This is a genomic window from Pseudomonas sp. NLJ1 (genome assembly GCF_049486705.1).
GTDB classification, from domain to species: domain Bacteria; phylum Pseudomonadota; class Gammaproteobacteria; order Pseudomonadales; family Pseudomonadaceae; genus Aquipseudomonas; species Aquipseudomonas inefficax.
This window is the reverse complement of the sequence record NZ_CP137735.1, coordinates 4001329-4026093: the sequence shown is the minus strand read 5'-3', so window position 1 is coordinate 4026093 and position 24765 is coordinate 4001329. Positions and strand designations below refer to the sequence as shown.

The window sequence follows — 24765 nt, the reverse complement described above, 5'->3', positions numbered from 1 at the left end:
CCTGTGTCGACGCCGCTTGCGCAAATATCTTGCAAGTGGCAGGCCGAGTATATGACACAGAACAAAAAAATTTGATGACCGTCGCGCCGTTCGGCGATTTTTGCTGAACTTGCGCGGATACGGCAGACTAAATGGCTGGATACCCACCTGAAAATCACACCCAGGGCACACACCCCATGACCCGTTCCCCCCTGCGCCGCCTGATCTTCGGCGCCCTGCGTCGCCTGTTGTACCTGTGGGTGCGCTCCGAGACCATCAACCAGTCCTCCCTCACCCTCAAGCTCGACCGCAGCCGCCCGGTGTTCTACGCCTTGCCCTCGCCCGCACTCACCGACCTGGCCGTGCTCGACCATGAATGCACCAAGGCAGGCCTGCCGCGCCCGGTGCTGCCAGTAGCGGTTGGCCCGCTGCAGGAACAGGCGGCATTCTTCTACCTGACCCCGGACCCGGACTGGCTTGGCCGCCATGACAAGCGCGGCGCCCCGCCCACCCTGGAGCGCCTGGTCGCCGCCGTCAGCCAGCATGCCGAAGAGGATGCGCAGATCATTCCGGTCAGTGTGTTCTGGGGCCAGACCCCGGCGAGTGAGTCCAGCCCGTGGAAGTTGCTGTTCGCCGACAGCTGGGCAGTTACCGGGCGCCTGCGCCGGCTGCTGACCGTACTGATCCTCGGGCGCAAGACCCGGGTGCAGTTCTCCGCACCCATCCACCTGCGCGAACTGGTACAGCACAACAAGGGCCACGAGCGCACCGTGCGCATGGCCCAGCGCCTGATGCGCGTGCACTTTCGCAACCTCAAGACCGCCGTCATCGGCCCGGACATCTCGCACCGGCGCAACCTGGTCAAGGGCCTGATCCACGCCCCCCAGGTGCGCCAGGCCATCGTCGATGAGGCGCAGCGCGAGAACCTGCCGCTGACCAAGGCCGAAGCCCAGGCTCTGCGCTATGGCAACGAGATCGCCTCGGACTACACCTACACCGCCATCCGCTTTCTCGAAGTGGTGCTGAGCTGGTTCTGGAACAAGATTTACGACGGCATCAAGGTCAACCACATCGACCAGGTGCAGGGCATCGCCCCTGGCCACGAAGTGATCTACGTACCGTGCCATCGCAGCCACATCGATTACCTGCTGCTGTCGTACCTGTTGTTCCGCAACGGCCTGACACCGCCGCACGTGGCTGCGGGCATCAACCTCAACATGCCGCTGGTGGGCAACCTGCTGCGCCGTGGAGGTGCCTTCTTCATGCGCCGTACGTTCAAGGGCAACCCGCTGTACACCGCAGTATTCAATGAATACCTGCACACCCTCTACACCAAGGGTTTCCCGGTCGAATACTTCGTCGAAGGCGGCCGCTCGCGCACCGGGCGCATGCTGCAGCCACGCACCGGGATGCTGGCCATTACCTTGCGCAGCTTCCTGCGCTCGTCGCGCACACCGATCGTGTTCGTGCCGGTGTACATCGGCTACGAACGCGTGCTCGAAGGGCGCACCTACCTGGGCGAATTGCGCGGTGCCAGCAAGAAGAAAGAGTCGATCTTCGACATCTTCAAGGTATTCGGTGCGCTAAAGCAGCGCTTTGGCCAGGTGTATGTGAACTTTGGCGAACCGATCCGCCTGGCCGGCTTCCTCGACCAGCAACAGCCCGGCTGGCGTGAACAGGACCACGGCCCGCAATACCGCCCTGCCTGGCTCAACGCCGCCACCACCCGCCTGGGCGAAACCGTGGCCCGCCACCTCAACGAGGCGGCCGCGATCAACCCGGTCAACCTGGTGGCCCTGGCGCTGCTGTCCACCAGCCGCCTGGCCCTGGACGAGCGCGCCCTGACCCGCGTGCTCGACCTGTACCTGGCCTTGCTGCGCCAGGTGCCCTATTCGCCGCACACCACCCTGCCCGAGGGCGATGGCCTGGCGCTGATCGAACACGTGCGCGGCATGAACCTGGTCGCCGAGCAGAAGGACGCCCTTGGCCGCATCCTGTACCTGGATGAAGGCAACGCGGTGCTGATGACCTATTACCGCAACAACGTGCTGCACATTTTCGCCTTGCCGGCGCTGCTGGCCAGCTTCTTCCTCAGCAGCTCGCGCATGAGCCGCGAACTGCTGGGCCAGTATGTGCATGCGCTGTACCCTTACCTGCAGGCCGAACTGTTCCTGCGCTGGACGCCGGAGCAGCTGGATGCGGTGATCGACCAGTGGCTGGCCGCACTGGTCGAGCAAGGGCTGCTGCGCCAGGACAACGATACTTACATTCGCCCGGCACCCAGCTCGCGGCAGTTCGTATTGCTCACCCTGCTCGCCCGCACCATCACCCAGACCCTGCAGCGCTTCTACATGGCAACTTCGCTGCTGCTCAACAGCGGACAGAACAGCCTCAGCGCCGAAGAACTGGAAGACCTGTGCGTGATGATGGCCCAGCGCCTGTCGATCTTGCATGGCCTGAACGCCCCGGAGTTCTTCGACAAGACCCTGTTCCGCCACTTCATCCAGACCTTGGTCGAGCAAGGAGTGCTGCACGCTGACGCGCAAGGCAAGCTGGGTTATCACGACAAGCTCGGCGAATTGGCAGAAGGCGTGGCCAAGCGTGTGCTGTCGGCGGAACTGCGCCTGTCGATCCGCCAGGTGGCGTTGCACCGTGATGAGCCGGTGGATCTGGTGCAAGGGTAGGCTTTCAGTCTGCTCACGCCCCTTGAGAGGGGGGAGTATCGATGTGCTGCATCTGCCCCCCCTGTCAAGGAGTTCTGAAATGACGCTAATGAAATCATTCAACGTTGAAATCGTTTCTTCTGGCGATAACACCCTTCCACCGTCCGGGCTGGTCAAGTTGAGCCTGATCGATGTCTCCATGGCGGACGCACCGGCCATCAGCCTTGCCGAGCTGCGCCTGCGCTGTGGCGGCCTGATGCCGATCAATCTGCCGTTGACTTTTGACAGCAGCCTGATCGATCCACGCCGTAGTTATGCCCTCGCCGTGCGCATCGAAAAAGATGATCGACTGCACTACATCAACACCAGCCGTCACTCGATCGAGCCAGGCACAGTGTCCGGTACCCAACGTGTGACGGTCGACCAGATTGCTAGCGGCCCAGGCCAGCTTTCCCTCTGACCCCGTCCGCACCAGCGACTAACGGACGCAATCACCTTACGGTAGCCGCGCCGCAACTGAATATCTGCGTTCCTCTTCGTCCGCTCAATTCCCTCAATCACATCTACATCAAGGACCCGTCAGAAGAAATCCGCTAAAGTCCCTGGGGTTGGCCACAAGCCAACGCCTAGGACTTCGGAGATACCATGAAAAAGCTTTTTATGCTGTGTTGCGCATCCTTGCTCGCAGCCTGTTCCAGCCACACCCCGTCCAACCAGGCCAGCCTGGATGGCGAAGTCTTCTACCTGCAGCGCAGCGCCCTGCCATCTGCCGCCACCCTCAGCGTGGAACTGCAGGATGTCTCGCTGATGGATGCCCCGGCGGTTACCCTGGCCCGCCAGGCCGGCCCGGTCAAAGGCAACGTACCGCTGCCGTTCCACCTCACCTACGACCCGGCCCAGGTCAAGCCCGGCCACCGCTATGCGGTAAGCGCGCGCATCGAACTGGACGGCAAGCTGCTGTTCATCAACACCGAACACCACGGCGTCATGCTCGACGGCAGTGACCCACAGCCCGTGCGGGTGAAGGTCGACCCGGTTCGCTGATACCCGTACTCATCTGTTTACAAGGAAAGCTTCATGATCCGCACTTCCCTGCGCTTCACCACCCTGTGTGCCGGCCTGCTGCTGTCGGCCAGTGCCCTGGCCCTGTCGCTCGGCGACCTGACCCAGAAAGACGCCACCGGCGGCCTGAAGGATGCCCTGACTCAAGGCGCACAACTGGCCGTCAAGCAGCTGAGCACGCCGGGCGGCTTCAGCAACAACCCGGATGTGCGCATCGAACTGCCAGGCAACCTGGGCAAGGCCGCCAAGGCGATGAAGATGTTCGGCAAGGGTGAACAGGTCGAAGCCCTGGAAACCAGCATGAACAAGGCCGCCGAGGCTGCCGTGCCGCAGGCCCAGGCGATTCTGGTGGATGCCGTGAAGAACATGAGCGTGACAGATGCCAAAGGCATCCTCAGCGGCGGTGACGACTCGGCCACCCAGTACCTGAACAAGAGCAGCCGCGAACAGATCCGCGCCAGGTTCCTGCCGATCGTCAAGCAGGCTACCGACAAGGTTGGCCTGGCTCAGCAGTACAACAACTTTGCCGGGCAGGCCGTGGCGTTGGGTGTGGTCGACGCCAAAAGCGCCAGCATCGAGAACTACGTGACTGAAAAGGCACTGGATGGCCTGTTCGAGATGATTGCCAAGCAGGAGCAGAGCATCCGCCAGAACCCGGCTGAAGCGGCTACCAGCCTGGCCAAGAAGGTCTTCGGCGCCCTCTGATGGCCCCGGGGGCTGCTTTGCAGCCCATCGCGACACAAGGCCGCTCCCACATTGATCGGCGAATGCAGGACCTTTGTGGGAGCGGCCTTCAGCCCTTCTTCACCCTGAACCAAGCCGCATACAACGCCGGCAAGAACAGCAGGGTAAGCACGGTGGCCACGATCAACCCGCCCATGATCGCCACCGCCATCGGCCCGTAGAACACGCTACGCGACAACGGAATCATCGCCAGCACCGCCGCCAGTGCAGTCAGCACGATCGGGCGGAACCGCCGCACCGTGGCTTCGATGATCGCCTGCCAGCGCTCCATACCCGCCGCAATGTCCTGCTCGATCTGGTCCACCAGGATCACCGAGTTGCGCATGATCATCCCCGCCAGGGCAATGGTGCCGAGCATGGCGACAAAGCCGAACGGCTGGCGGAACACCAGCAGGAACAAGGTCACGCCAATCAGCCCCAGAGGCGCAGTGAGGAACACCATCACCGTGCGCGAGAAGCTGCGCAGCTGGATCATCAGCAAGCTCAGCACCACCACCACGAACAGCGGCATGCCGGCATTCACGGACTTTTGCCCGCGCTCGGAGTCCTCGACCGTGCCGCCCACTTCCAGCAAATAGCCATCCGGCAGCTTGGCGCGGATGTCATGCAGGGTCGGCTCTATCTGCTTCACCAGCGTCGCCGGCTGCTCCTTGTCGTAGATATCGGCGCGCACGGTCACCGTCGGCAGGCGGTTACGGTGCCAGATGATGCCTTCCTCGAAGCCGTACTCCAGGGTCGCGACCTGCGACAGCGCCACGCTCTGGCCATTGTCGGTCGGCAATGCCAGGCTGCCGAGGTTGCCCAGCTCGCTGCGTTCCTGGCGGGTGCCGCGCAGCAGGATCTCGATCAGCTCGTTGTCCTCGCGGTACTGGCTGACCGTGGTGCCGGTCAGCGAGCTTTGCAGGAAGCTCGACAGGTGCGCGGTGCTCACGCCCAGGGCGCGGGCGCGGTCCTGGTCGATCTCGAGGAACACCGCCTTGCTCGGCTCTTCCCAGTCCAGATGAACGTTGACCACATGCGGGTTCTGGCGCACCTTGTCGGCCACTTCGCGGGCCAGCGCACGGGCCTTCTCGATGTGCTCGCCAGTTACCCGGAACTGCACCGGGTAACCCACGGGCGGGCCGTTTTCCAGGCGGGTGACCCGGGCACGCAGGTCGGGGAACTGCTGGTCCACGGTGGTGATCAGCCAGCTGCGCAGGCGCTCGCGGTCCTCCATCGACTTGGCCAGTACCACGAACTGGGCGAAGCTGGCCGCCGGCAGCTGCTGGTCCAGCGGCAGGTAGAAACGCGGCGAACCGGTGCCCACATAGGCCACGTAGTTGTCGATACCCTCCTGCTGCTTGAGCAACGCCTCCAGTTGCTTGACCCGCTCGGCGGTGTTGGCCAGCGAGGCACCCTCGGCCAGTTTCAGGTCGACCATCAACTCCGGGCGCCCGGAGGCCGGGAAGAACTGCTGGGGCACGAAGCGGAACAGCAGGATACTGCCGACAAAGGCGGCAATGGTCAGCAGGATCACCGTCTTGCGCCGCCGCACGCACCACTCCACCACACGCCGTACACGCTGGTAGAACGGTGTGGCGTAAGGGTCTGGCGCGTGGCCGTCCTTGCCATGGCGCGCGGCATGCAGCTTGGCCAGATCTGGCAGCAGGCGCTCGCCCAGGTAAGGCACGAATACCACGGCGGCCACCCAGGAGGTCAGCAAGGCGATGGTCACCACCTGGAAGATCGAACGGGTGTATTCGCCCGTACTGGAGGCTGCCGTGGCAATGGGCAGGAAGCCCGCCGCCGTTATCAGGGTGCCGGTGAGCATCGGGAAGGCGGTGCTGCTCCAGGCGTAGCTGGCCGCCTTGAGGCGGTCGTAGCCCTGCTCCATCTTGATCGCCATCATCTCCACGGCAATGATCGCATCATCGACCAACAAGCCCAGGGCCAGCACCAGCGCGCCAAGGGAGATCTTGTGCAGGCCGATGCCGAAGTAGTGCATGGCGGCGAAGGTCATGGCCAACACCAGCGGGATAGCCAGCGCCACCACCAGCCCCGTGCGCAGGCCCAGCGAGAAGAAGCTCACCAGCAGCACGATGACCAGCGCCTCGACCAGCACCTGGACAAACTCGCCCACGCCGGCCTTGACCGCCGCCGGCTGGTCCGAAACCTTGCGCAGCTCCATGCCGGCCGGGAGGCTGCGGGCCAGGCGCTCGAACTCGCTTTCCAATGCCTTGCCCAGCACCAGGATGTCGCCGCCGTCCTTCATCGACACCGCCAGGCCAATGGCATCCTCGCCCATGAAGCGCATGCGCGGTGCGGGCGGGTCGTTGAAGCCGCGGTGCACTTCGGCCACATCGCCAATACGGAAGGTGCGATCGCCCACGCGGATGGGGAACTGGCGAATCTGCTCGACGCTGTCAAAGCGCCCGCTCACCCTCAGTTGCAGGCGCTCGCTGGGCATTTCGAAGAAGCCGGCGGTGCTGACCGCATTCTGTTCCTGCAGGGCCTGCTGCACGGCCTCCAGTGGCACGCCGAGGGTGGCCAGCTTGAGGTTGGACAGCTCGATCCAGATTTTCTCGTCCTGCAGGCCGATCAGCTCGACCTTGCCCACGTCCTTGACCCGCTGCAGCTGGATCTGGATACGGTCGGCATAGTCCTTGAGCACCGCGTAGTCGAAGCCCTCACCGGTCAGCGCATAGATGTTGCCGAAGGTGGTGCCGAACTCGTCATTGAAAAACGGGCCCTGGATTTCCGGCGGCAAAGTGTGGCGGATGTCCGCGACCTTCTTGCGGATCTGGTACCACAGCTCGGGGATGTCCTTGGAATGCAGCGAGTCGCGGGCCATGAAGGTGACCTGCGATTCGCCGGGGCGGGAAAACGAGACGATCCGCTCGTACTCGCCGGTTTCCATCAGCTTCTTCTCGATGCGCTCGGTAACCTGCCGCGACACTTCCTCGGCAGTGGCACCAGGCCACAGGGTACGAATGACCATGGCCTTGAAGGTGAACGGTGGGTCCTCGCTCTGGCCGAGCTTGGTGTAGGACATGGCGCCAATGGCCGCCAGCAGGACCATCAGGAACAGGACGATCTGGCGGTTGCGCAGCGCCCAGGCAGAAAGGTTGAAACCCATCGGGACTTACTCCTTGGCCGTCAGGTTCACTACGCGATTGGTACGATCCACGGGGCGTATCTCCTGGCCCTCGCGCAATACATGGCCACCCGCGGCGACTACCCAGTCGCCGGGGGCGAGGCCTTCGAGCACGGGTACGCTGTCGGCACCATAAGCCCCCAGGCGTACCACTGCCCGCTCCAGGCGGCTGTCCTTGGTGACCCGCCAGACGTAGGCCTGGCCGTTTTCCGCAGTGACTGCCGACAGGGGCACCGCCAGCGGGATCAGCCCTTCGTGGGCGATGAATACCCGGGCGCTCTGGCCCAGCTCCGCCGGTGTGGCGGCCGAGGTAAAGGCGATGCGGGCAGCGAAAGTGCGCGAACGCGGGTCGGCGGCCGGTGACAGCTCGCGGATGCGCCCCTGGAAGCGCTCTTGCGGGTGCGACCACAGCTCCACGCTCACCGGCTGGCCCACGGCGAAGCGGGCGAACTGCTGCTCCGGCAGGCCGATGGCCACTTCCCGCTCGCCATCGGCGGCCAGGGTGAACACGGTCTGCCCTGCGGCGACCACCTGGCCCACTTCCACCTGGCGCTTGGCGATCACCCCGGCCTGGGGTGCGCGCAGCACGGCATATTCAGCCTGATTGCCGGCCACGTCGAACTCGGCCTTGGCCTGTTTCAGCCGGGCTAGGCCGGCGCGATAGAGGTTTTCGGCGTTATCGAACTGGGAATGACTGACCATCTGCCGGTCCAGCAGCTTCTGGTAACGATCACGCTCGGCGCGCACCAGCGACAGGTTGGCTTCGGCGGCCGCCAACTGGGCACGGTTGGCTTCCAGTTGCAGGCGCACATCCTGCGGGTCAAGTTCGGCCAGCGGCTGCTCGGCCTTGACCCGCTGCCCCTCCTCGACCAGGCGTTTGCTGACCTTGCCGCCGATGCGGAAAGCCAGCTCCGGCTCGAAGCGCGCCCGCACTTCGCCGGGGTAACTGTCGGCAGCGGCTTCGGCCGGCTGCGGCTGCACCACCAGCGCCGGGCGCGGCGCAGCAGGTGGGGCGGCTTCCTGGCCGCACGCCGCCAGCAACAGCACGGCAGCGGCGGACAGAGCGATGGACAAGGCATGGCGCAACATGATGAATCCTTTCGCGGAGGGCACATTCAATATTTGTACTGGAGAGTATATTAAGTCAGGCAACGGACGCCGGGAAGAGGCTGCAGCCGAATACGACAGGCGCGCGTTGAACAACATGCGACCGTGCGCCTTCGGCCTCCCGGCGCCAGTGCCATGTAGTCCGATACTCCCACCCCGCCTAGGAGTATCAGCCGATGCGTGACTCATGGCGCTTCGCCATAGTGGAGGCCTATTACAGAGGCCTGGTCCGGCCTCTACAACCGGCAGTGCCTGGGAGAGAGCCATGACTATTCGCAAGAAGAACGCCTCGCCAACGGACAAACACAGCAGCCCCTCCGGCGACGACCTACCCCCCATCTCCTCACCAACCGTTACCACCGACCTGAGCGACTATAGTCCTGGCAGCACTGCCACCATCACGGCCAGCGGCTTTGCGGCTGGCAGCACGGTCGCATTCGAGGTGGACCATGTCACGGACGCCGGTGCGGACAAGCTGTGGGGCACCCCCGACGATGTACTCGCCAACAGCTCCGGCGAAGGTCACACCCCCTGGTACGTGACCGACGGCGGCGCTGACGATCTCGACGGCCAGGTCAACGGCAGCATCACCACCTCGTGGTACGTCAACCCCGACGACTCGGCGGGCGCCACCTTCCTGCTCAGCGCGACCGCCACGGGTGCTGACCAAGTGTTAGGCAGCGCTGACGATGTGATGGCCACGGCCTCGTTCACAGACAGCGCGCCGATCATCACCGCGACCGGTGTGAGCGTGACGCTGGACGAAACGGCCGCGTTGCAGAACGGCACAGCCACACCAACCCCGGCCTCGGATGCCGACGACAACGACATCCTGGTGGCGTCCCTGCCCTCCGCCTTCTCGACCCGCTTGACCACACTGGGGGCCGGTACCCCGGCAGGTGCCGCCTTGAGCGGCTATACCGGCGCCGTCGGCAACACCGGGAGCAATGCGTTCAGCATCACCCCGGTACCGGGAGGCAGCATCACCGACATCAGCTTCACCAACAGCGTTGGCGCGCCTCTCAATGGCTTGGACAGCGGGCTGGATACCCTCAATGGCGTCGACATCCTGCTCTACACCGATACCAACAACAACATCGTGCTGGGCCGCGCTGGCGGGCCGACAGGCGCGATCATCTTCGCGGGCTATATCGAAGAAACCGGATCGCCCGTCAGCGGCGGCAAGATCTGGACGGTGGAATACCAGCCGCTGAAGCACCCGAACACGGGCAACCCTGACGATGCGGTCAATCTGCTGAACAAGGTGTTCATCGGCACCAGCCAGGACCTGGCATTCAGCCTGGCCAACGCACCCTCCGGCCAGAACCTGTTCCTGATGTTCACCACCGCGAACCCGACCGTCGTCAATGATGGAGGCATCCTGCGCATCACCGACCCGACGATCATCGCCACCGGCAAGGACCCGGCCGACCAGTCGAGCGGTGCCAACATCACCACGGGCGATACGATCAATACCAGCCAGGCGGGCGGCCCGACCACCTTCGGCACCAACAACCAGATGATCGTGGAACAGGAAGGTGTCCGTTTTACCTTCGTCACCGGTGCCCGGCAGAATGTGACCATTCCCAACCTGGACCAGAACGAAGCGGATATCGAAGCTAACGTCGACTTCACCGCCGTGTTCAATGCAAGGTCGGCCACGTTCGATGTCGTGCAGTTGCAAAGCGGCAAGAGCGCCGTGGTCAGGATCAGCGCCTTCAGCACCGCCGCTGAACCTGGCGTGAATTTCGTCAATGGCTACGCCAACGATGCGGCGGTGGCGATCACCAACGTTCGCGTCATCAATATCGCCACTGGCCAGGTGATCGAGAATTCAAACGGGTCGGTGAATGACCCGAGTATCGTCATCAGCTTTGCTTCCGGCGTCGCCACCCTCACCGGCATCAAAGCCGGCCAGAAGATCGAGTACACCACCACACAGGATCACAACCGCGTACTCGTCGAGAATGGGGCCGCCGTCGACGCCAAAGGCAATGAACATGCCGACTTCGATATCGGCGGTTTCATGCTACGCCAGGTTTCTACCGCAACCGCCGAAATCGGCTCCAAAATGAGCTTCGAAGACGATGGGCCCAGTATCAGCACCACGGGTACGGAACCGGTCCTGACTGTCGATGAGACAATCCTGGCGACCGACGCCACCCAGAGCTTCGCAGCCAACTTCACCTCGGCCTTCGGCGCCGATGGCGCCGGTACGCTCACCTACGCCCTCGGCGTGGTGGCCGGCGCCTCCGGCTTGATCGATACGGCCACCGGCTCGGCAGTCAACCTGTCGCTCAATGGCACCGTAGTGGAAGGTCGCACGGCCGTCGGCAACCACCTGGTGTTCACCGTCAGCGTCGCCAGCAACGGCGAGGTCACCCTCGACCAGCTTCGCGCCGTCGTGCATCCCGACACCAACAACCCCGATGACTCGAAGACCCTGACCGCCGACAACCTGGTGACCTTGACCGCGACCAAGACCGACAAGGACGGCGACAGCGCCCAGGCCATACTCAACATCGGCCAAAACCTGGTGTTCAAGGATGACGGCCCAAGCATCAGCACCACCGGCACGGAACCGGTCCTGACTGTCGATGAAACGGACCTGACGACCAACGCCACGCAAAGCTTCGCCGCCAACTTCACTTCGGCCTTCGGCGCCGATGGTGCCGGTACGCTCACCTACGCCCTGGGCGTGGTGGCCGGCGCCTCCGGCCTGACCGACACGGCCACCGGCTCGGCAGTCAACCTCTCGCTCAACGGCACCGTAGTGGAAGGCCGCACGGCCGTCGGCAACCACCTGGTGTTCACCGTCAGCGTCGCCAGCAACGGCGAGGTCACCCTCGACCAGCTCCGCGCCATCGTACATCCCGATACCAGCAACCCCGATGATTCGAAGACCCTGACCGCCGACAACCTGGTGACCTTGACTGCGACCAAGACCGACAAGGATGGCGACAGCGCGCAGGCCACCCTCAACATCGGGCAGAACCTGGAATTCAAGGATGACGGTCCAAGCATCAGCACCACCGGCACGGAACCGGTCCTGACCGTCGATGAAACATTCCTGGCGACCGACGCCACCCAGAGCTTCGCCGCCAACTTCACCTCGGCCTTCGGCGCCGATGACGCCGGTACGCTCACCTACGCCTTGGGCGTGGTGGCCGGCGCCTCCGGCCTGACCGACACGGCTACCGGCTCGGCAGTCAATCTGTCGCTCAACGGCACCGTGGTGGAAGGCCGCACGGCCGTCGGCAACCACCTGGTGTTCACCGTCAGCGTCGCCAGCAACGGCGAAGTCACCCTCGACCAGCTTCGCGCCGTCGTGCATCCCGACGCCAGCAACCCCGATGACTCGAAGACCCTGACCGCCGACAACCTGGTGACCTTGACCGCGACCAAGACCGACAAGGACGGCGACAGCGCCCAGGCTACCCTGAACATCGGGCAGAACCTGGTATTCCACGATGATGGACCGACACTTGCCTTCGGCAACCTGATCGGAACCGGGAGTATCCTGCCGCAATATGGGTTCTGGAACAGTACGATCGGCGCCGACGGCCTGGGGACGACCGGTCTGGACATTTCGCTGGTAGGTGGCCAGTTCACGCTGGTCAGGCCAGACAACACCACTACGACCGGTACCGGCACACTCACCGAGACGTCGCCTTCGCCCGACGCCAATGGTGCGTTCCACTTCAACGGCACCTTGACCGGGGACTTCGACAATAACGCCACAACGGCCAACACCACGATCGACTACACGCTGACGGCCTTTGCCAATGGCAGCTATACACTGGACCTGGTGCAAGGCTTCAGTTCGGTCACCACGTTCAGCAGTGCCAACGGCTCGCTCGATGCCGGCGGCCCGGACCCTGTTCGCACCTTGCTGATCCCCAAAACGAACGACCCGACCATTCCATCGGCATCCGAGGAGATCGTGTTCTTCTCCGCCAAAGCACTCGCCTCGACGGCAGACATCTTCACCGGCATAGGGCTCGGGGCCCCCGACCCGACCGAAGCCTCGCTACAGACCAATCCCCAGCCGTCGTACATCGACCCAGCGGCCATGAACGTCAGCACTTCCGGTATCGGCGTCGCCAACAACGTGCTCCAGGGCGACAACCTGGCAGCGATCAGCGCCGCCGATGAGAGTTTCGTGATCAACCCTGAGACGCTGTTGACGGGCATGAAGATCTTCATCGACAACTCCGTAGCGGGCTACAACACCGCGACCGAGGACCTGTACTACCGGATCTACTACGCGGACGGGACGACGTCGAACCTGACCGAGGTGAATACCCTGACACCAGAGGCTGGCGGCCAAGTGTCCTTCCTGGTCCAGAAGGAAGGCTCGACGCTGATCGACGCCGTTCAACTGACGATGGGGCGAGGCGACATCAAGATCCCGGTAATCGAGTTCATCAAGGAAACCGAGAACCTGGCCAGCGACGTCAAATTGCAGTTCAGTGCCACGCTGACGGACAAAGATGGCGACTCCGCGAGTAGCACGTTCGACGCCAACCTGTTCGCCAACGAACCGGACAACGCACCGTTCGACTTCACCCTGGTTGGCACGACCGGCCAGCGCGATGCCTTCAACGTCGACCTGTCGACCGATGAGCTCCTCTACCAGGTCAGCGGGTTCGATGCAGGCGCGGGGCAACGAGACACGCTGGTGCTCAATGGCGATCCAAATGCCGTCGTCCAGTCGATCGACAACACTGGCGCAGACAGCATCGTGACCATTGCCGAATCCGGCGGGCAGACGACGACCATCACCCTGGTCGGGGTCCACATCGACAACAACGACATCTTCAATGGCAGCGCCTGAAACATTGCGTGCGTGAAACCTGCGAGGGTGGCTGGAAACCACCCTCGCAGCGTAATGCCAGTCTGTTAAGCGATTTGGGGCCGCTTTGCGACCCATCGCCGGCAAGCCGGCTCCCACAGGTAGGGCGCAGACCTCAAGATTTTCGCGGTCCCTGTGGGAGCCCGGCTTGCCGGCGATGGGCTGCGCAGCAGCCCCAATGACGCTAACTGACTGGCATTACCTTCGCAGCGTGTACTTTTGCAGGATAGGACAAGCTTCGCCCCCAAAGGCCCTGGCCACTGGGTATTCAGTCCATCTCCCCCAATGTGGATGCAGGCGGCTCTTCGCCACCGATGAGTCCGTGACGCACCGCATACATCAGCAAGTCGATGCGGTTGGTGAGGTTGAGCTTCTGATAGATGTTGCTGAGGTGATTGTGCACGGTGTGCTCGCTGATACCCAGGCGCCCGGCAATGCACAGGTACTTGGCGGACGGGTCACCAACGATGGCGCGAACGAGTTCCCGCTCGCGCAACGTCAGCCGTGCATGTTTCGCCTGCGCCGGATTGCACCTGAACGGTATATGCCTGGCCGAGGCATAACCGGAAAGCCCACTGACCCAGGCTCTGTCCAGCCCGATGTCGCAATGGTGGACTTTGATGATGGCCTGGATAATCGACTCCGTTGAGTCCTCGGCCAGCACGATGCCAAGCGCGCCCGCCTCGATGGCCAGTGCAACGGGGACGGTCTCGTACCCCCCCTTGAGCACCAGCACTTTCATGCCGCCAGTGCGCGCGAGTTCGGCAACTACCTCGAGCGGGTCCAGCGCATCTGGAAAAAAGCTGAAGAAAATGACATCTGGCCGCAATTGATCGGCAAGATCCAGCGCATGGGTATAGGTGGTGGCCTGGCCACTCACTTCCATACGGGGTTTTCTGGCATCAATCAGATCGTGAAGCCCCAAGAGCACCAGTGGCCGACAATCGATTAGCATCACGCGTATGATTTTTACGGGGTCCGGCATCATCTTCCTGCCTCCCATGAAAAACGCTCCCTGTCCTCCCCTTGTAAGCCTTATCCTACAGGCCCTTCAGCGGAGTCTAGGCCAGCGAAGCGCAATGGCAGGCCCTTGCGGCATAAGTCAGCGACTCGATGCCCATGTGGATCGGAGCCTCACTTATCGAGCTCTGGACTTGAAAATCAAGGTCTTGGACTTGGCAACCCGTCCCCTTTGGCGCATTTCTGCCTTGGACGAAAAGTCAATTAAACGACGAATGGCGCGAACTTACGAACGCTAAAATTAGTCCGTCAATTTATCGACACGCATTAGGCTTTTGTCGCACTCGATCTCCTACCTCACTGTCGATCAGCTTTTCGCTGACAAACAGCAGGTTTTGCCCGCAGGTTTAGCCGGATGGCGCCTGACCCGTTAAGATGTTGTTTCTTCAACCAGATGCAGACCACAATGTCCAACGACGCCCCCATCGGCCCGGGCCGGCCCAAGGATCTGGCCAAGCGCGAGGCGATTCTCGAAGCGGCCAAGGCCCTGTTCCTCAGCCTTGGCTACGCCAACACCAGCATGGATGCGGTCGCTGCGGCGGCAGGTGTTTCGAAGCTTACTGTGTACAGCCACTTCACCGACAAGCAGACGCTGTTCTGCTCGGCGGTGATGGCCACCTGTCAGATCCAGTTGCCTGACCTGCTGTTCGAGTACCCCGACGGGGCGCCGGTGGAGGAGGTACTGCTGACCATTGCCCGTGGCTTCCAGGCGCTGATCAGCAGCGACGAAGCAGTCAAGCTGTGCCGCCTGATCATGGCCCAGGGCAGCCTCGACCCGAGCTTTGGCGAGTACTTCTACGAAGCCGGGCCCAAGCGCGTGCTAGCGGGGATGGAAGCTTTGCTGCGCGGGGCGCACGAGCGCGGGCTGCTGCGCATCGACAACCCGCTGCGTGCGGCGGAGCACTTCTTCTGCCTGGTCAAGGGCGCACCGGATTACCGCTTGCTGCTGGGGTGCGCGGGGCCGCTGGAGGGGGATGAGGCCGAGGCACATGTGCGCGAGGTGGTCAGGGTGTTCATGCGGGCGTTCCAGCCCTGATATCTGGATGCCTGTGCGGGCCTCTTCGCGGGTAAACCCGCTCCCACAAGTGCTGCACAAACTTCAGGATCACATCGATCCTGTGGGAGCGGGTTTACCCGCGAAGAGGCCCGCACAGGCATAGCCAAATCAGGCCTTGAGCGCCTTCTTCGGATAAATGTCATACCGGCTCGATTTGCCCTCCAGGCTGTGACTCGGCTTGGGCCCATCGATGATCGGCGCCTTGCGCGGTCGCTTCACCACCACCCGGTGGCTGGCCAACGCCAGCGCAGCTTCGAGCAACGCCGGGGCGTCCAGGTCATCACCGACCAAGGGCCGGAACACACGCATTTCCTTTTTCACCAGCGCGCTCTTGTCGCGGTGCGGGAACATCGGGTCGAGGTAAATGACCTGCGGGGCTTCGCCTTCCCAGGCACGCATACGCTCGATGGCGTTGCCGGTCAGCAAGCGCATGCGCCCGACAATCGGCCCCACTTCTTCATCCACGCGGGCCCGCGCCAGGCCATCTTCCAGCAACGCGGCAATCAGCGGCTGGCGCTCGATGAGGGTCATCTGGCAGCCCAGGCTGGCCAGCACGAACGCATCCTTGCCCAGCCCCGCCGTGGCATCCAGCACCTGCGGTCGCACCCCCTGAGCGATGCCCACCGCCTTGGCAATCATCTGCCCGTTGCCGCCGCCAAACTGGCGCCGGTGCGCGGCCTGGCCTTCGACGAAGTCCACCCGCACCGGCCCCGGTGCCTGCGGGCCCAGTTGCTGGATCTGCAAACCATCAACGCCCACCTGCACGGCAAACCCGGCAGCGTCGTCCTGCAGCGGCAACTCAAGGCGCTGTGCCCACGCAGCGGCTTGCGCCTCGAATTCAGCCGACAGCGCCTCGACCCGGATACCTGTGCCCTGCTCTTGCATCATTCACACCTAGAAATTGAACCCAGCCACTAATGTATCGGCCCTCGCAGCCGATACAGGCAATATCCCGCTATTCTGCCAGAGCACAACGCGCGCGACTGCCATGTCAGATACTCTTCCCATCGGCTTGACCTACCTGTCGCCTGTCGGCAACTACAGTCAGCACAACACCCAGGCACTCGGGGGCGTCAGCCACCTGTGGCAGGATTTCTTTGCCCGGGCCATGGCTGAGCAGCAGGAAGAGCCGGTAGACAGCGTCAGCCAGTCGTTCGTGCAATACGACCAGAGCAGCGGCGAGCCGATCGGCGGCGCCCGCGCGCTGGCCCTGATCGACGCACAGCGTGCCTGCCCGGTACACGACACCGAGGTGGCACCGCCCGAGCCCCTGTTCCTGCCCAAGGCAGAACTCGAAGCCAATCTGCTGCCGCCCGCCCCCAAGCCGTTCAGCGCAGTCGAGCTGATCGAGCAGCAGCGCCAACTCGATATCAGCAACAGCTGGCTTCGCCCGGTGGTGATGAGCCAGGGTCACCCCATTGCCGAACCCGGCCCCGGCCCTACCCCGCGCTCGCTGTTCCTGCCGATCGCCGAGTTCGAGACCAACCTGCTGGAGCCGGCCCCCGAGCCGTTCGACACCCCTACTTTGGCCAAGCAACAGAACGAGCTGGAGTTCGACATTCACTGGGCACGCCCGGTGGTGCTGAACAACGTGCGCGCCCACGCCTGACCGCGCCCACGCTCAGCGACAGATCTGCCAGCGGCCCATGTCCACATGAAAGTGGTTGTGATGTGCAGCGTTGTAGTCTGGCCCCAGTACCGTGCTGAAACTGTCGCAGGCCGCCTGCTGCACCTGACGAAGGAACTCCGCCTTCTGCCCACCCGCCTGCCAGTCCCGCGCAAGGACGATACGCTGGCCGTCTTGCAGGCGAAAGCCGCTGATGTCCAGGGCATCGGCCGTGGCGTGCTGGCTCAGGCGCCCCTGCTTGCGATGGTAGACATTGCGGCAGGCAAAACTGCCCAGGTGGTCGACCTGCGTCACCGGCTGCCCCAACACCCGTTGCGCCACAGGCTGCAGGCCATGGTTTTCGAACAGTGCATACGCCACTGCCAACGGACAACTGGCCAGGAAGCTGCTGCCAAGCCGAGCATGACCACCGTCGATGCGCCATACGTTGCGCAATGGGCAGTCGGCAGAAGCCGAACTGTCGGCTTGCGCCCGGTAGCGCAACTGACTGGTTTGAAGTGCCAGGCGACACAGCGCCGGGTCATCGCGAAGGCGGGACAGCTTGTAAGGGGTCAACAGATTGGGGGGCTGACGCACGTCCAGCGGCGCCCATGGGTTCCACGCGGCGGGCAGACGCCAACCCAGCTGCCAGGCCAGCCCGGCAATCAACGACAGGCCGGCCAGCAACGCCAGCACGGCCCTCATCAGCGGCGGTACAGGTCGTTGAGTTGGGCGAACGGCAGCGCCTGCTCACCGTAGCCGAAGGTGCCCTCATCGCGAATCTCCAGCGCAGCCCGGTGGAAGGCCCCCAATGCGGCACGGGCAAGCGATGAGCCGACACTGATGCGGCGCACGCCCAGGTCCTGCAACTGGTTGACGCTCAACGGCACGCCCGCCATGCCCATCAGCACATTCACCGGCCGTGGCGCGACGGCCTGCACCACCGCGCGGATTTCCTCGACAGTACGCAGCCCGGGCGCGTAGAGCACATCGGCACCGGCTTCGGCATAGGCCTGCAGGCGCCGGATGGTGTCGTCCAGGTCCATGCGCCCATGCAACAGGTTCTCTGCCCGGGCGCACAGGGTGAACGGGAACGGCAGGCTGCGCGCCGCTTGCACGGCTGCGCGCACACGCTCTACTGCCAGCCCGAAATCATAGATCGGCGTATCGCTGCGACCACTGGCATCCTCGATAGAGCCCCCCACCAAGCCGGCTTCGGCCGCCCGCAGAATGGTCTGTCCGCAATCTTCGGGCAGGTCGCCAAAGCCGTTCTCCAGGTCGGCGGCCACCGGCAACGGGGTGGCATCGACGATCTCGCCGGCATTATCAAGGGTATCCTCCAGGCTCAAGGCGCCTTCGGCGTCCGGCCGGCCCAGGCTGAAGGCCAGGCCTGCACTGGTGGTAGCCAGCGCCTCGAAGCCCAGGCTGGCCAGCAACTTGGCCGAGCCGGCATCCCACGGGTTGGGGATGACGAAGGCGCTGTCGCGCTCGTGCAGGGCCTTGAAGGCTTCGGCTCGCAGGGTTTGCACATCCATGGTTCAACCTCCGGCAGTCAGGGAAAGGTCAGAGTAGCCCCAGTTGTTCGACCTCGGGGGTGCGCGGCAATTCCGGCAACGCGGCAAGGCCCGGCAGCCGCTGCATCAGGCGTTGGTGAAAGCGCTGGGCCAACGCCGCGGCCAGGCGGTTGTCCGAGGTGTGCAGGAAGATGTAGGGGTGGCGGCCTTCCTCGATCCAGGCGGCGATCTTGTCCACCCAAGGGGTAAGAAAGGCCTCGTTGGCCTCCAGCTGCGGGTGGCCGATGAAACGCACCTGCGGGTGCTGGCTGAAGGCTGCCGGGCGTGGCGGTACCTTGGGCTTCTTCGCTTGCGCATGCAGCACGGCGGCGTCACGAGAGGTGCAGCTGAACAAGGCGCGCGGGTCGAGGCAAATACGTTCCACGCCGCGCTCATGCAGCAAGCGGTTGAGCAACCGCTCCTCTTCTCCCTTGGCGAAAAAGGCCTGGTTACGCACCTCCACTGCTACCGGCACCCCGACTTCGTCAAGGAAGTGGCAAAGCTCGCCCAGCCGTGCGGGGCTGAACTGGGCCGGCAACTGCAGCCAGTACGGCGCTACGCGCTGGCCCAGCGGGGCCATCAGGCGGGTGAAGTCAAAGGCCGGCTCCAGCTGATCGCGCAGGTCGCCTTCATGGCTGATGTCTCGCGGGAACTTGGCAGTGAAGCGAAAGTGTTCGGGCATGATCTGCGCCCAGCGCGCAATGGTGCCGGGTGCAGGACGTGCGTAGAAAGTGGTATTGCCCTCGACGGCGTTGAATACCTGGCTGTAGTAGCCGAGCATTTCACTGCTGTTGGCGTCGGCGGGATACAGGTAGCCGCGCCAGGCGTTTTCGCTCCATGACGGACAACCGAGAAAATAAGGCAGTGGTGATGGACTCATCCACTAAATGTACAGGTCGAGCCCCAGTACTTCCATGTCCCAGTCGGTAAAACCGGCGGTGCTCAGGTAGCTGGCTAATGCGGTAGCGGTGCGGCGGTCACGGGCGCGGGGGAAGATCATGTCCTGCTGGCGGGCTGGCAAGCCACCGCTGCGACGGCGGGCGGTGGCTTCCTGAGGGGCGCTCTCGACCTCCTCGATCACCTCGGCATCATCGATGGCCTCGTCACGCACCGCTGCCTTGCGCGGCGTGCGCTTGATCGGATAGGACTGCGATGAGAAACCGTCGATACGCATGGAATGAGCACTCAGGACCAATGATGGCAATTTAGCAGCATCAGGGGTCCATCGCTAATGCTCGAGTGATAACTGGACCACAGATCGCGCAAAAGGTTTTAGTGTCATCGGCGATAACCGACAAGCAGCACTCAGCGCTTCTTGGGTGTGGCTACATTATCGCGCAGGTACACCGGTTGCGCCTGTTCGGCAACGATTGCCTCGCCGCGTGCCCAGGCAAAGCTGGCCAGGGCGAGAATGTCCAGAGCGTTGGGCAAGGCACTGGCATTACTGGCGGCCACCTGCACCGCCAAGCGCTCGGCATAGCCCCAACCGGTACCGGCACCGAACCACTCGCCAGTGCTACCCGCCGGCAGCGCCACCTGCTCGGGCGGCAGCACTGCCTCCTGGCCGACCAGGCGCATTTCACCTTCGGTGGCCTGGTAGCAGCCCCAATAGACTTCATCCATGCGCGCATCAATGGCAGCCGCCACTTGCTGCACACCCTGTTCGCGCAGCGCGCCCTGTGCCAGTGCGGCCAGGTTGGACACCGGCAAAACCGGGCGCTCCAGGGCGAAGGCCAGGCCCTGGACCACACCGATGGCAATGCGCACGCCGGTGAACGCGCCCGGGCCACGGCCAAAGGCGATGGCATCCAGCGCATTCAGCGCCACGCCGGACTCGGCCAGCAGCTGCTTGATCATCGGCAGCAGCTTCTGGGCATGCATGCGCGGGATCACCTCGTAATGGCTGGTTACCTTGCCGTCATGCAGCAGTGCGACGGAACAGGCTTCGGTGGCGGTATCCAGGGCCAGGAGGGTGGTCATCTAACGGGTATCCAGGTACTAGGGGGAAAAGAGCGGCAGTATAGAGCAGCTGCGGCGTTGTGTCCCTAAGGGGCAGCTGTACGGCCCCTTGACGCGGTCTCTGTGGGAGCGGCCTTGTGTCGCGATGGGGCGCGCAGCGGCCCCACATTTTCAGCTTCGCCGCGAAGATTGCCGGGGCTGCTCCGCAGCCCTTTCGCGACGCAAGGCCGCTCCCACAGGGACCGCGCCCCACAAACGACAACGGCCCGCAAGCGGGCCGTTGTCGAGGTGCGTCAGGCGCTGGATCAGCTCAGGGCTGCCAGGACCTTGGCGGTGATGGCTTCGACCGAGCCGACGCCTTCGATGTGGCTGTACTTCGGCTTGCCGCCATTGGCAGCCGACAGCTTCTGGTAGAAGTCCACCAGCGGCTTGGTCTGGCTGTGGTAGACCGACAGGCGATGGCGAACGGTTTCTTCCTTGTCGTCATCACGCTGGATCAGGTCTTCACCTGTCTCGTCGTCCTTGCCTTCCACTTTCGGCGGGTTGTACTGAACGTGGTAGGTGCGGCCCGAGGCCAGGTGCACGCGGCGGCCAGCCATGCGACCGACGATTTCCTCGTCGTCCACGGCGATTTCCACGACGGCGTCGATGTCGACACCGGCCGCGACCATGGCTTCGGCTTGCGGGATGGTGCGTGGGAAGCCGTCGAACAGGCAGCCCTTGGCGCAATCAGGCTGGGCGATGCGCTCCTTGACCAGGCTGATGATCAACTCGTCGGAGACCAGCTGGCCGGCATCCATGACTTTTTTCAGTTCCAGGCCCAGCGGGGTACCGGCCTTGACGGCGGCACGCAGCATGTCACCGGTGGAAATCTGGGGGATACCGAACTTTTCGGTGATGAACTTTGCCTGAGTACCTTTACCGGCCCCGGGAGCTCCCAGCAGAATTACGCGCATCTCGTGCTCCTCAAATTTTTTTATGAAATTCAATGGATTCGGCAACCAGGGCCAAGTCCGGAAAAATCGGGTATGACCATAAATCGGTCAGAAGGCTGCTCAAGATACACAGCGCCCGGCAGCCAGACAAGCGTCCCAAAGTTGCAGGAATGCGCCACCTAAGGCTGGCCTGGCAGGTGGTTGCGCCAGGCGCAACCACCCTCTTCGTCCACCTGCATGCCCGGCACAGCACTCGCCCGGGACGCTTCGGGCCTACCCTCACCCAGTGTTGCGCAGGCCGGCGGCAATACCCGCCACAGTGACCAGCAAGGCCTGCTCCAACGGGCTGTCCAGAGCGGCTTCGCGGCTGCGCGAACGGGCCAGCAACTCGGCCTGCAGGCGGTGCAACGGGTCCAGGTAGGTGTTGCGCAGGCTGATGAATTCCAGCGTCTCGGGGCTGTGCGCCAGTAGCACCGGCTGCCCGGTAAGGCCCAGCACCACCTGGCACGACTGCGACAATAGGTCGCGCAGGTGCGCACCCAAAGGCAGCAGGTGCGGTTGCACCAGACGTTCGTCGTAGGCCTCGGCGATCTGCGCATCGGCCTTGGCCAGTACCATCTCGAGCATGTCGATGCGGGTGCGGAAGAACGGCCATTGCTCGCGCATCTGCGCCAGCAGTTCACCCTGGCCACGGGCCAGGGCATTGTTCAATGCCGTTTCCCAGCCAAGCCAGGCTGGCAGCATCAGGCGCGTCTGGGTCCAGCCGAAGATCCACGGGATGGCCCGCAGGCTTTCGATGCCTCCGGCGCGGCGCTTGGCCGGGCGGCTGCCCAGCGGCAGGCGCCCCAGTTCCTGCTCCGGGGTCGACTGGCGGAAGTACTCGACAAAATCGGGGTTCTCCCGCACCACGCCGCGGTAGGCCTTGACGCCATCGGCGGCAAGCTGGTCCATCACCTCGCGCCAGGCCGGCTGCGGTGGTGGCGGTGGCAACAAGGTGGCTTCGAGCACGGCGGCCAGGTACAGGTTGAGGTTCTGCTCAGCGATGCCCGGCAAACCGAACTTGAAGCGAATCATCTCGCCCTGCTCGGTGGTGCGGAAACGCCCCGCAACCGAACCCGGCGGCTGCGACAGGATCGCTGCGTGGGCCGGGCCACCGCCACGGCCTACCGTGCCGCCACGGCCGTGGAACAGCAGCAACTCGACCTGGTGCTCGGAGCAGATACGCACCAGGTTTTCCTGCGCCCGGTACTGCGCCCAGGCCGCAGCCGTGGTACCGGCATCCTTGGCCGAATCGGAGTAGCCGATCATCACTTCCTGCGGGCCGCGCAGGTTGGCGCGGTAGCCTGGCAGGCCGAGCAGGCGTTGCATTACCGGGCCGGCATTGTCGAGGTCGGCCAGGGTCTCGAACAGCGGCACCACGCGCATGGGCCGAGTCAGGCCGGCCTCCTTCAGCAGCAGCTGCACCGCCAGCACATCCGAGGCAGCACCGGCCATGGAGATGACGTAAGAGCCCAGCGATGCGGCTGGTGCGGCGGCAATTTCCCGGCAGGTGGCCAGCACCTCGGCGGTATCAGCCTGCGGCTTGAAGTGCGCGGGCAGCAGTGGCCGGCGGTTTTTCAGCTCGGCCTGGAGGAACTCGATGCGCTGCTCTTCATCCCAGTCGGCATAACGCCCCAGGCCCAGGTAGTCGGTAATCTCGCTCAATGCATCACAGTGGCGGGCGGCGTCCTGGCGTACGTCCAGGCGGCCGAGGAACAGGCCGAAGGTCACGGCGCGGCGCAGGCAGTCAAGCAACGGGCCTTCGGCGATCACACCCATGCCGCAGGCGTGCAGGGACTGGTAGCACAGCTCCAGCGGCGCGATCAGGTCGCGGTTGTCCACCAGCACCTCGGCGCTGGCCGGCTGGCTGCTGGTCAATGCCGAATGCGCCCAGGCGCGCGTTGCGCGCAGGCGATCGCGCAGTTGCTTGAGCAGGGAACGGTAGGGTTCGGCACTGTCGCCGACCCGCTCGCGCAGGGCTTCGTCGGCCTGCTGCATGGACAACTCGGAAGCCAGCGCATCGATGTCGCGCAGGAACAGGTCGGCAGCCATCCAACGTGCCAGCAGCAGCACTTCGCGGGTGACCGCTGCGGTCACGTTGGGGTTGCCATCACGATCACCGCCCATCCACGAGGCGAAGCGGATCGGCGCCGCCTCCAATGGCAGGCGCAGGCCGGTAGCCTCCAGCAGGGCCTTGTCGACCTTGCGCAAGTGGTTGGGGATGGCGTGCCACAGCGAATGCTCGATCACCGCGAAGCCCCACTTGGCTTCGTCCACCGGCGTGGGTCGGGTGCGGCGGATTTCTTCGGTGTGCCAGGCCTCGGCGATCAGCCGGCGCAGGCGCTCGCGCACCTGCTCGCGTTCGGCCACGGTCAGGTCGCGGTGGTCCTGGGCTGCCAGTTGGCCGGCGATGGCGTCGTACTTCTGGATCAGGGTGCGGCGGGCCACCTCGGTGGGGTGCGCAGTGAGCACCAGCTGGATGTCGAGCTTGGCCAATTGCCGGGCCAGGGCATCATTACTGTGCCCGGCCTGTTTCAGGCGCGCCAGCAGCTCGGGCAGCACCCGGGCCTCGAACGGCTCGGGCTGGTCGGCGTCGCGGCGGCGGATCAACTGGTACTGCTCGGCCATGTTGGCCAGGTTGAGGAACTGGTTGAAGGCCCTGGCCACGGGCAGCAAGTCTTCATCGGCCAGGTCCGCCAGGGTCGAGCTCAGTTGCTCGCCGGCACCGCGGCGGTCGGCCTTGGCACTGTGGCGGATGTCCTCGATCTTCTGCAGGAACGCCTCGCCATGCTGCTGGCGAATGGTATCGCCGAGCAGCTCACCCAACACATGGACATCTTCACGCAAACGCACATCGATATCGGTCATTGGCCCTCTCTCCGGCGCGGCTCTGGCGCATTGCATCCCTTTACAGCCTTTACGCGATCCCTTGTGGGAGCGGGTTCACCCGCGAAGAATCCAGCGCGGCGCCTGGCACCGGCTGCGCCGGTGTTCGCGGGTGAACCCGCTCCCACAGGGGAGTGCGGTATTCGCTCCAAGAGTGCCCACAGCCA

General features: G+C 64.0%; 18 protein-coding genes. 7 read left to right on the top strand and 11 right to left on the bottom strand.

The features are described from left to right. The first annotated feature begins 176 nt into the window (after positions 1-176). From plsB to R9B85_RS18215, 4 genes are all read left to right on the top strand, one after another. Positions 177-2663 (top strand): glycerol-3-phosphate 1-O-acyltransferase PlsB, encoded by a 2487-nt coding sequence (plsB, locus tag R9B85_RS18230; RefSeq protein WP_423770422.1) that lies wholly within the window; start codon positions 177-179, stop codon positions 2661-2663. 79 nt (positions 2664-2742) lie between these two features. Then, positions 2743-3102, top strand: a complete 360-nt coding sequence (locus tag R9B85_RS18225; protein ID WP_112251018.1) for a YbaY family lipoprotein — start codon at positions 2743-2745, stop codon at positions 3100-3102. 185 nt (positions 3103-3287) lie between these two features. Next, on the top strand, positions 3288-3686 hold the full coding sequence (locus tag R9B85_RS18220) for a YbaY family lipoprotein (protein ID WP_112251016.1): 399 nt from the start codon (positions 3288-3290) through the stop codon (positions 3684-3686). A 33-nt stretch (positions 3687-3719) separates the two neighbouring features. Continuing rightward, entirely contained in the window at positions 3720-4409 is a 690-nt protein-coding gene (locus R9B85_RS18215) for a DUF4197 domain-containing protein (RefSeq protein WP_112251014.1), read from the top strand. 88 nt (positions 4410-4497) lie between these two features. On the opposite strand, the gene R9B85_RS18210 is transcribed toward R9B85_RS18215, so the two are convergent. Further along, the gene (locus R9B85_RS18210; protein ID WP_112251012.1) at positions 4498-7563 is read right to left on the bottom strand and encodes an efflux RND transporter permease subunit; all 3066 of its coding nucleotides are present in this window, start codon (positions 7561-7563) and stop codon (positions 4498-4500) included. 6 nt (positions 7564-7569) lie between these two features. After that, complete coding sequence (locus tag R9B85_RS18205; RefSeq protein WP_215520357.1) at positions 7570-8670, bottom strand: efflux RND transporter periplasmic adaptor subunit; 1101 nt, start codon at positions 8668-8670, stop codon at positions 7570-7572. A gap of 712 nt (positions 8671-9382) precedes the next feature. Here R9B85_RS18205 and R9B85_RS18200 point away from each other — a divergent pair. Then, on the top strand, positions 9383-13525 hold the full coding sequence (locus tag R9B85_RS18200; protein WP_423771071.1) for a DUF5801 repeats-in-toxin domain-containing protein: 4143 nt from the start codon (positions 9383-9385) through the stop codon (positions 13523-13525). A 286-nt stretch (positions 13526-13811) separates the two neighbouring features. On the opposite strand, the gene R9B85_RS18195 is transcribed toward R9B85_RS18200, so the two are convergent. After that, positions 13812-14531 (bottom strand): LuxR C-terminal-related transcriptional regulator, encoded by a 720-nt coding sequence (locus R9B85_RS18195; protein WP_375149670.1) that lies wholly within the window; start codon positions 14529-14531, stop codon positions 13812-13814. Between the two features lie 426 nt (positions 14532-14957). Between R9B85_RS18195 and R9B85_RS18190 the strand changes: the two genes are divergently transcribed. Further along, on the top strand, positions 14958-15599 hold the full coding sequence (locus tag R9B85_RS18190) for a TetR/AcrR family transcriptional regulator (protein WP_215520354.1): 642 nt from the start codon (positions 14958-14960) through the stop codon (positions 15597-15599). A 129-nt stretch (positions 15600-15728) separates the two neighbouring features. Here R9B85_RS18190 and R9B85_RS18185 read toward each other — a convergent pair whose 3' ends face one another. After that, a complete protein-coding gene (locus R9B85_RS18185; RefSeq protein WP_375149732.1) occupies positions 15729-16505 on the bottom strand; it encodes a class I SAM-dependent methyltransferase in 777 nt (258 codons plus the stop codon). A gap of 103 nt (positions 16506-16608) precedes the next feature. On the opposite strand from R9B85_RS18185, the gene R9B85_RS18180 reads away from it, so the two are divergent. Next, complete coding sequence (locus tag R9B85_RS18180; protein WP_423770421.1) at positions 16609-17229, top strand: energy transducer TonB; 621 nt, start codon at positions 16609-16611, stop codon at positions 17227-17229. A gap of 12 nt (positions 17230-17241) precedes the next feature. On the opposite strand, the gene R9B85_RS18175 is transcribed toward R9B85_RS18180, so the two are convergent. From R9B85_RS18175 to ppc, 7 genes are all read right to left on the bottom strand, one after another. Further along, positions 17242-17931, bottom strand: a complete 690-nt coding sequence (locus R9B85_RS18175) for an extensin family protein (protein WP_112251002.1) — start codon at positions 17929-17931, stop codon at positions 17242-17244. Then, on the bottom strand, positions 17931-18761 hold the full coding sequence (locus R9B85_RS18170) for an isocitrate lyase/PEP mutase family protein (RefSeq protein WP_112251000.1): 831 nt from the start codon (positions 18759-18761) through the stop codon (positions 17931-17933). Before R9B85_RS18170 ends, R9B85_RS18175 begins: the two co-directional genes overlap by 1 nt. Before the next feature lie 28 nt (positions 18762-18789). Next, positions 18790-19659 (bottom strand): DUF72 domain-containing protein, encoded by an 870-nt coding sequence (locus R9B85_RS18165; protein WP_112250998.1) that lies wholly within the window; start codon positions 19657-19659, stop codon positions 18790-18792. A 3-nt stretch (positions 19660-19662) separates the two neighbouring features. Then, the gene (locus R9B85_RS18160) at positions 19663-19953 is read right to left on the bottom strand and encodes a hypothetical protein (RefSeq protein ID WP_112250996.1); all 291 of its coding nucleotides are present in this window, start codon (positions 19951-19953) and stop codon (positions 19663-19665) included. Positions 19954-20084: 131 nt separating this feature from the next. Further along, a complete protein-coding gene (tsaB, locus tag R9B85_RS18155; protein WP_112250994.1) occupies positions 20085-20759 on the bottom strand; it encodes a tRNA (adenosine(37)-N6)-threonylcarbamoyltransferase complex dimerization subunit type 1 TsaB in 675 nt (224 codons plus the stop codon). A 284-nt stretch (positions 20760-21043) separates the two neighbouring features. Further along, positions 21044-21694 carry an adenylate kinase gene (gene adk / locus R9B85_RS18150; RefSeq protein WP_112250993.1) on the bottom strand — a complete coding sequence of 217 codons (651 nt, stop codon included), beginning with the start codon at positions 21692-21694 and terminating at the stop codon, positions 21044-21046. Positions 21695-21952: 258 nt separating this feature from the next. Continuing rightward, positions 21953-24580 carry a phosphoenolpyruvate carboxylase gene (gene ppc / locus R9B85_RS18145; protein ID WP_207877152.1) on the bottom strand — a complete coding sequence of 876 codons (2628 nt, stop codon included), beginning with the start codon at positions 24578-24580 and terminating at the stop codon, positions 21953-21955. Positions 24581-24765: the final 185 nt, after the last annotated feature.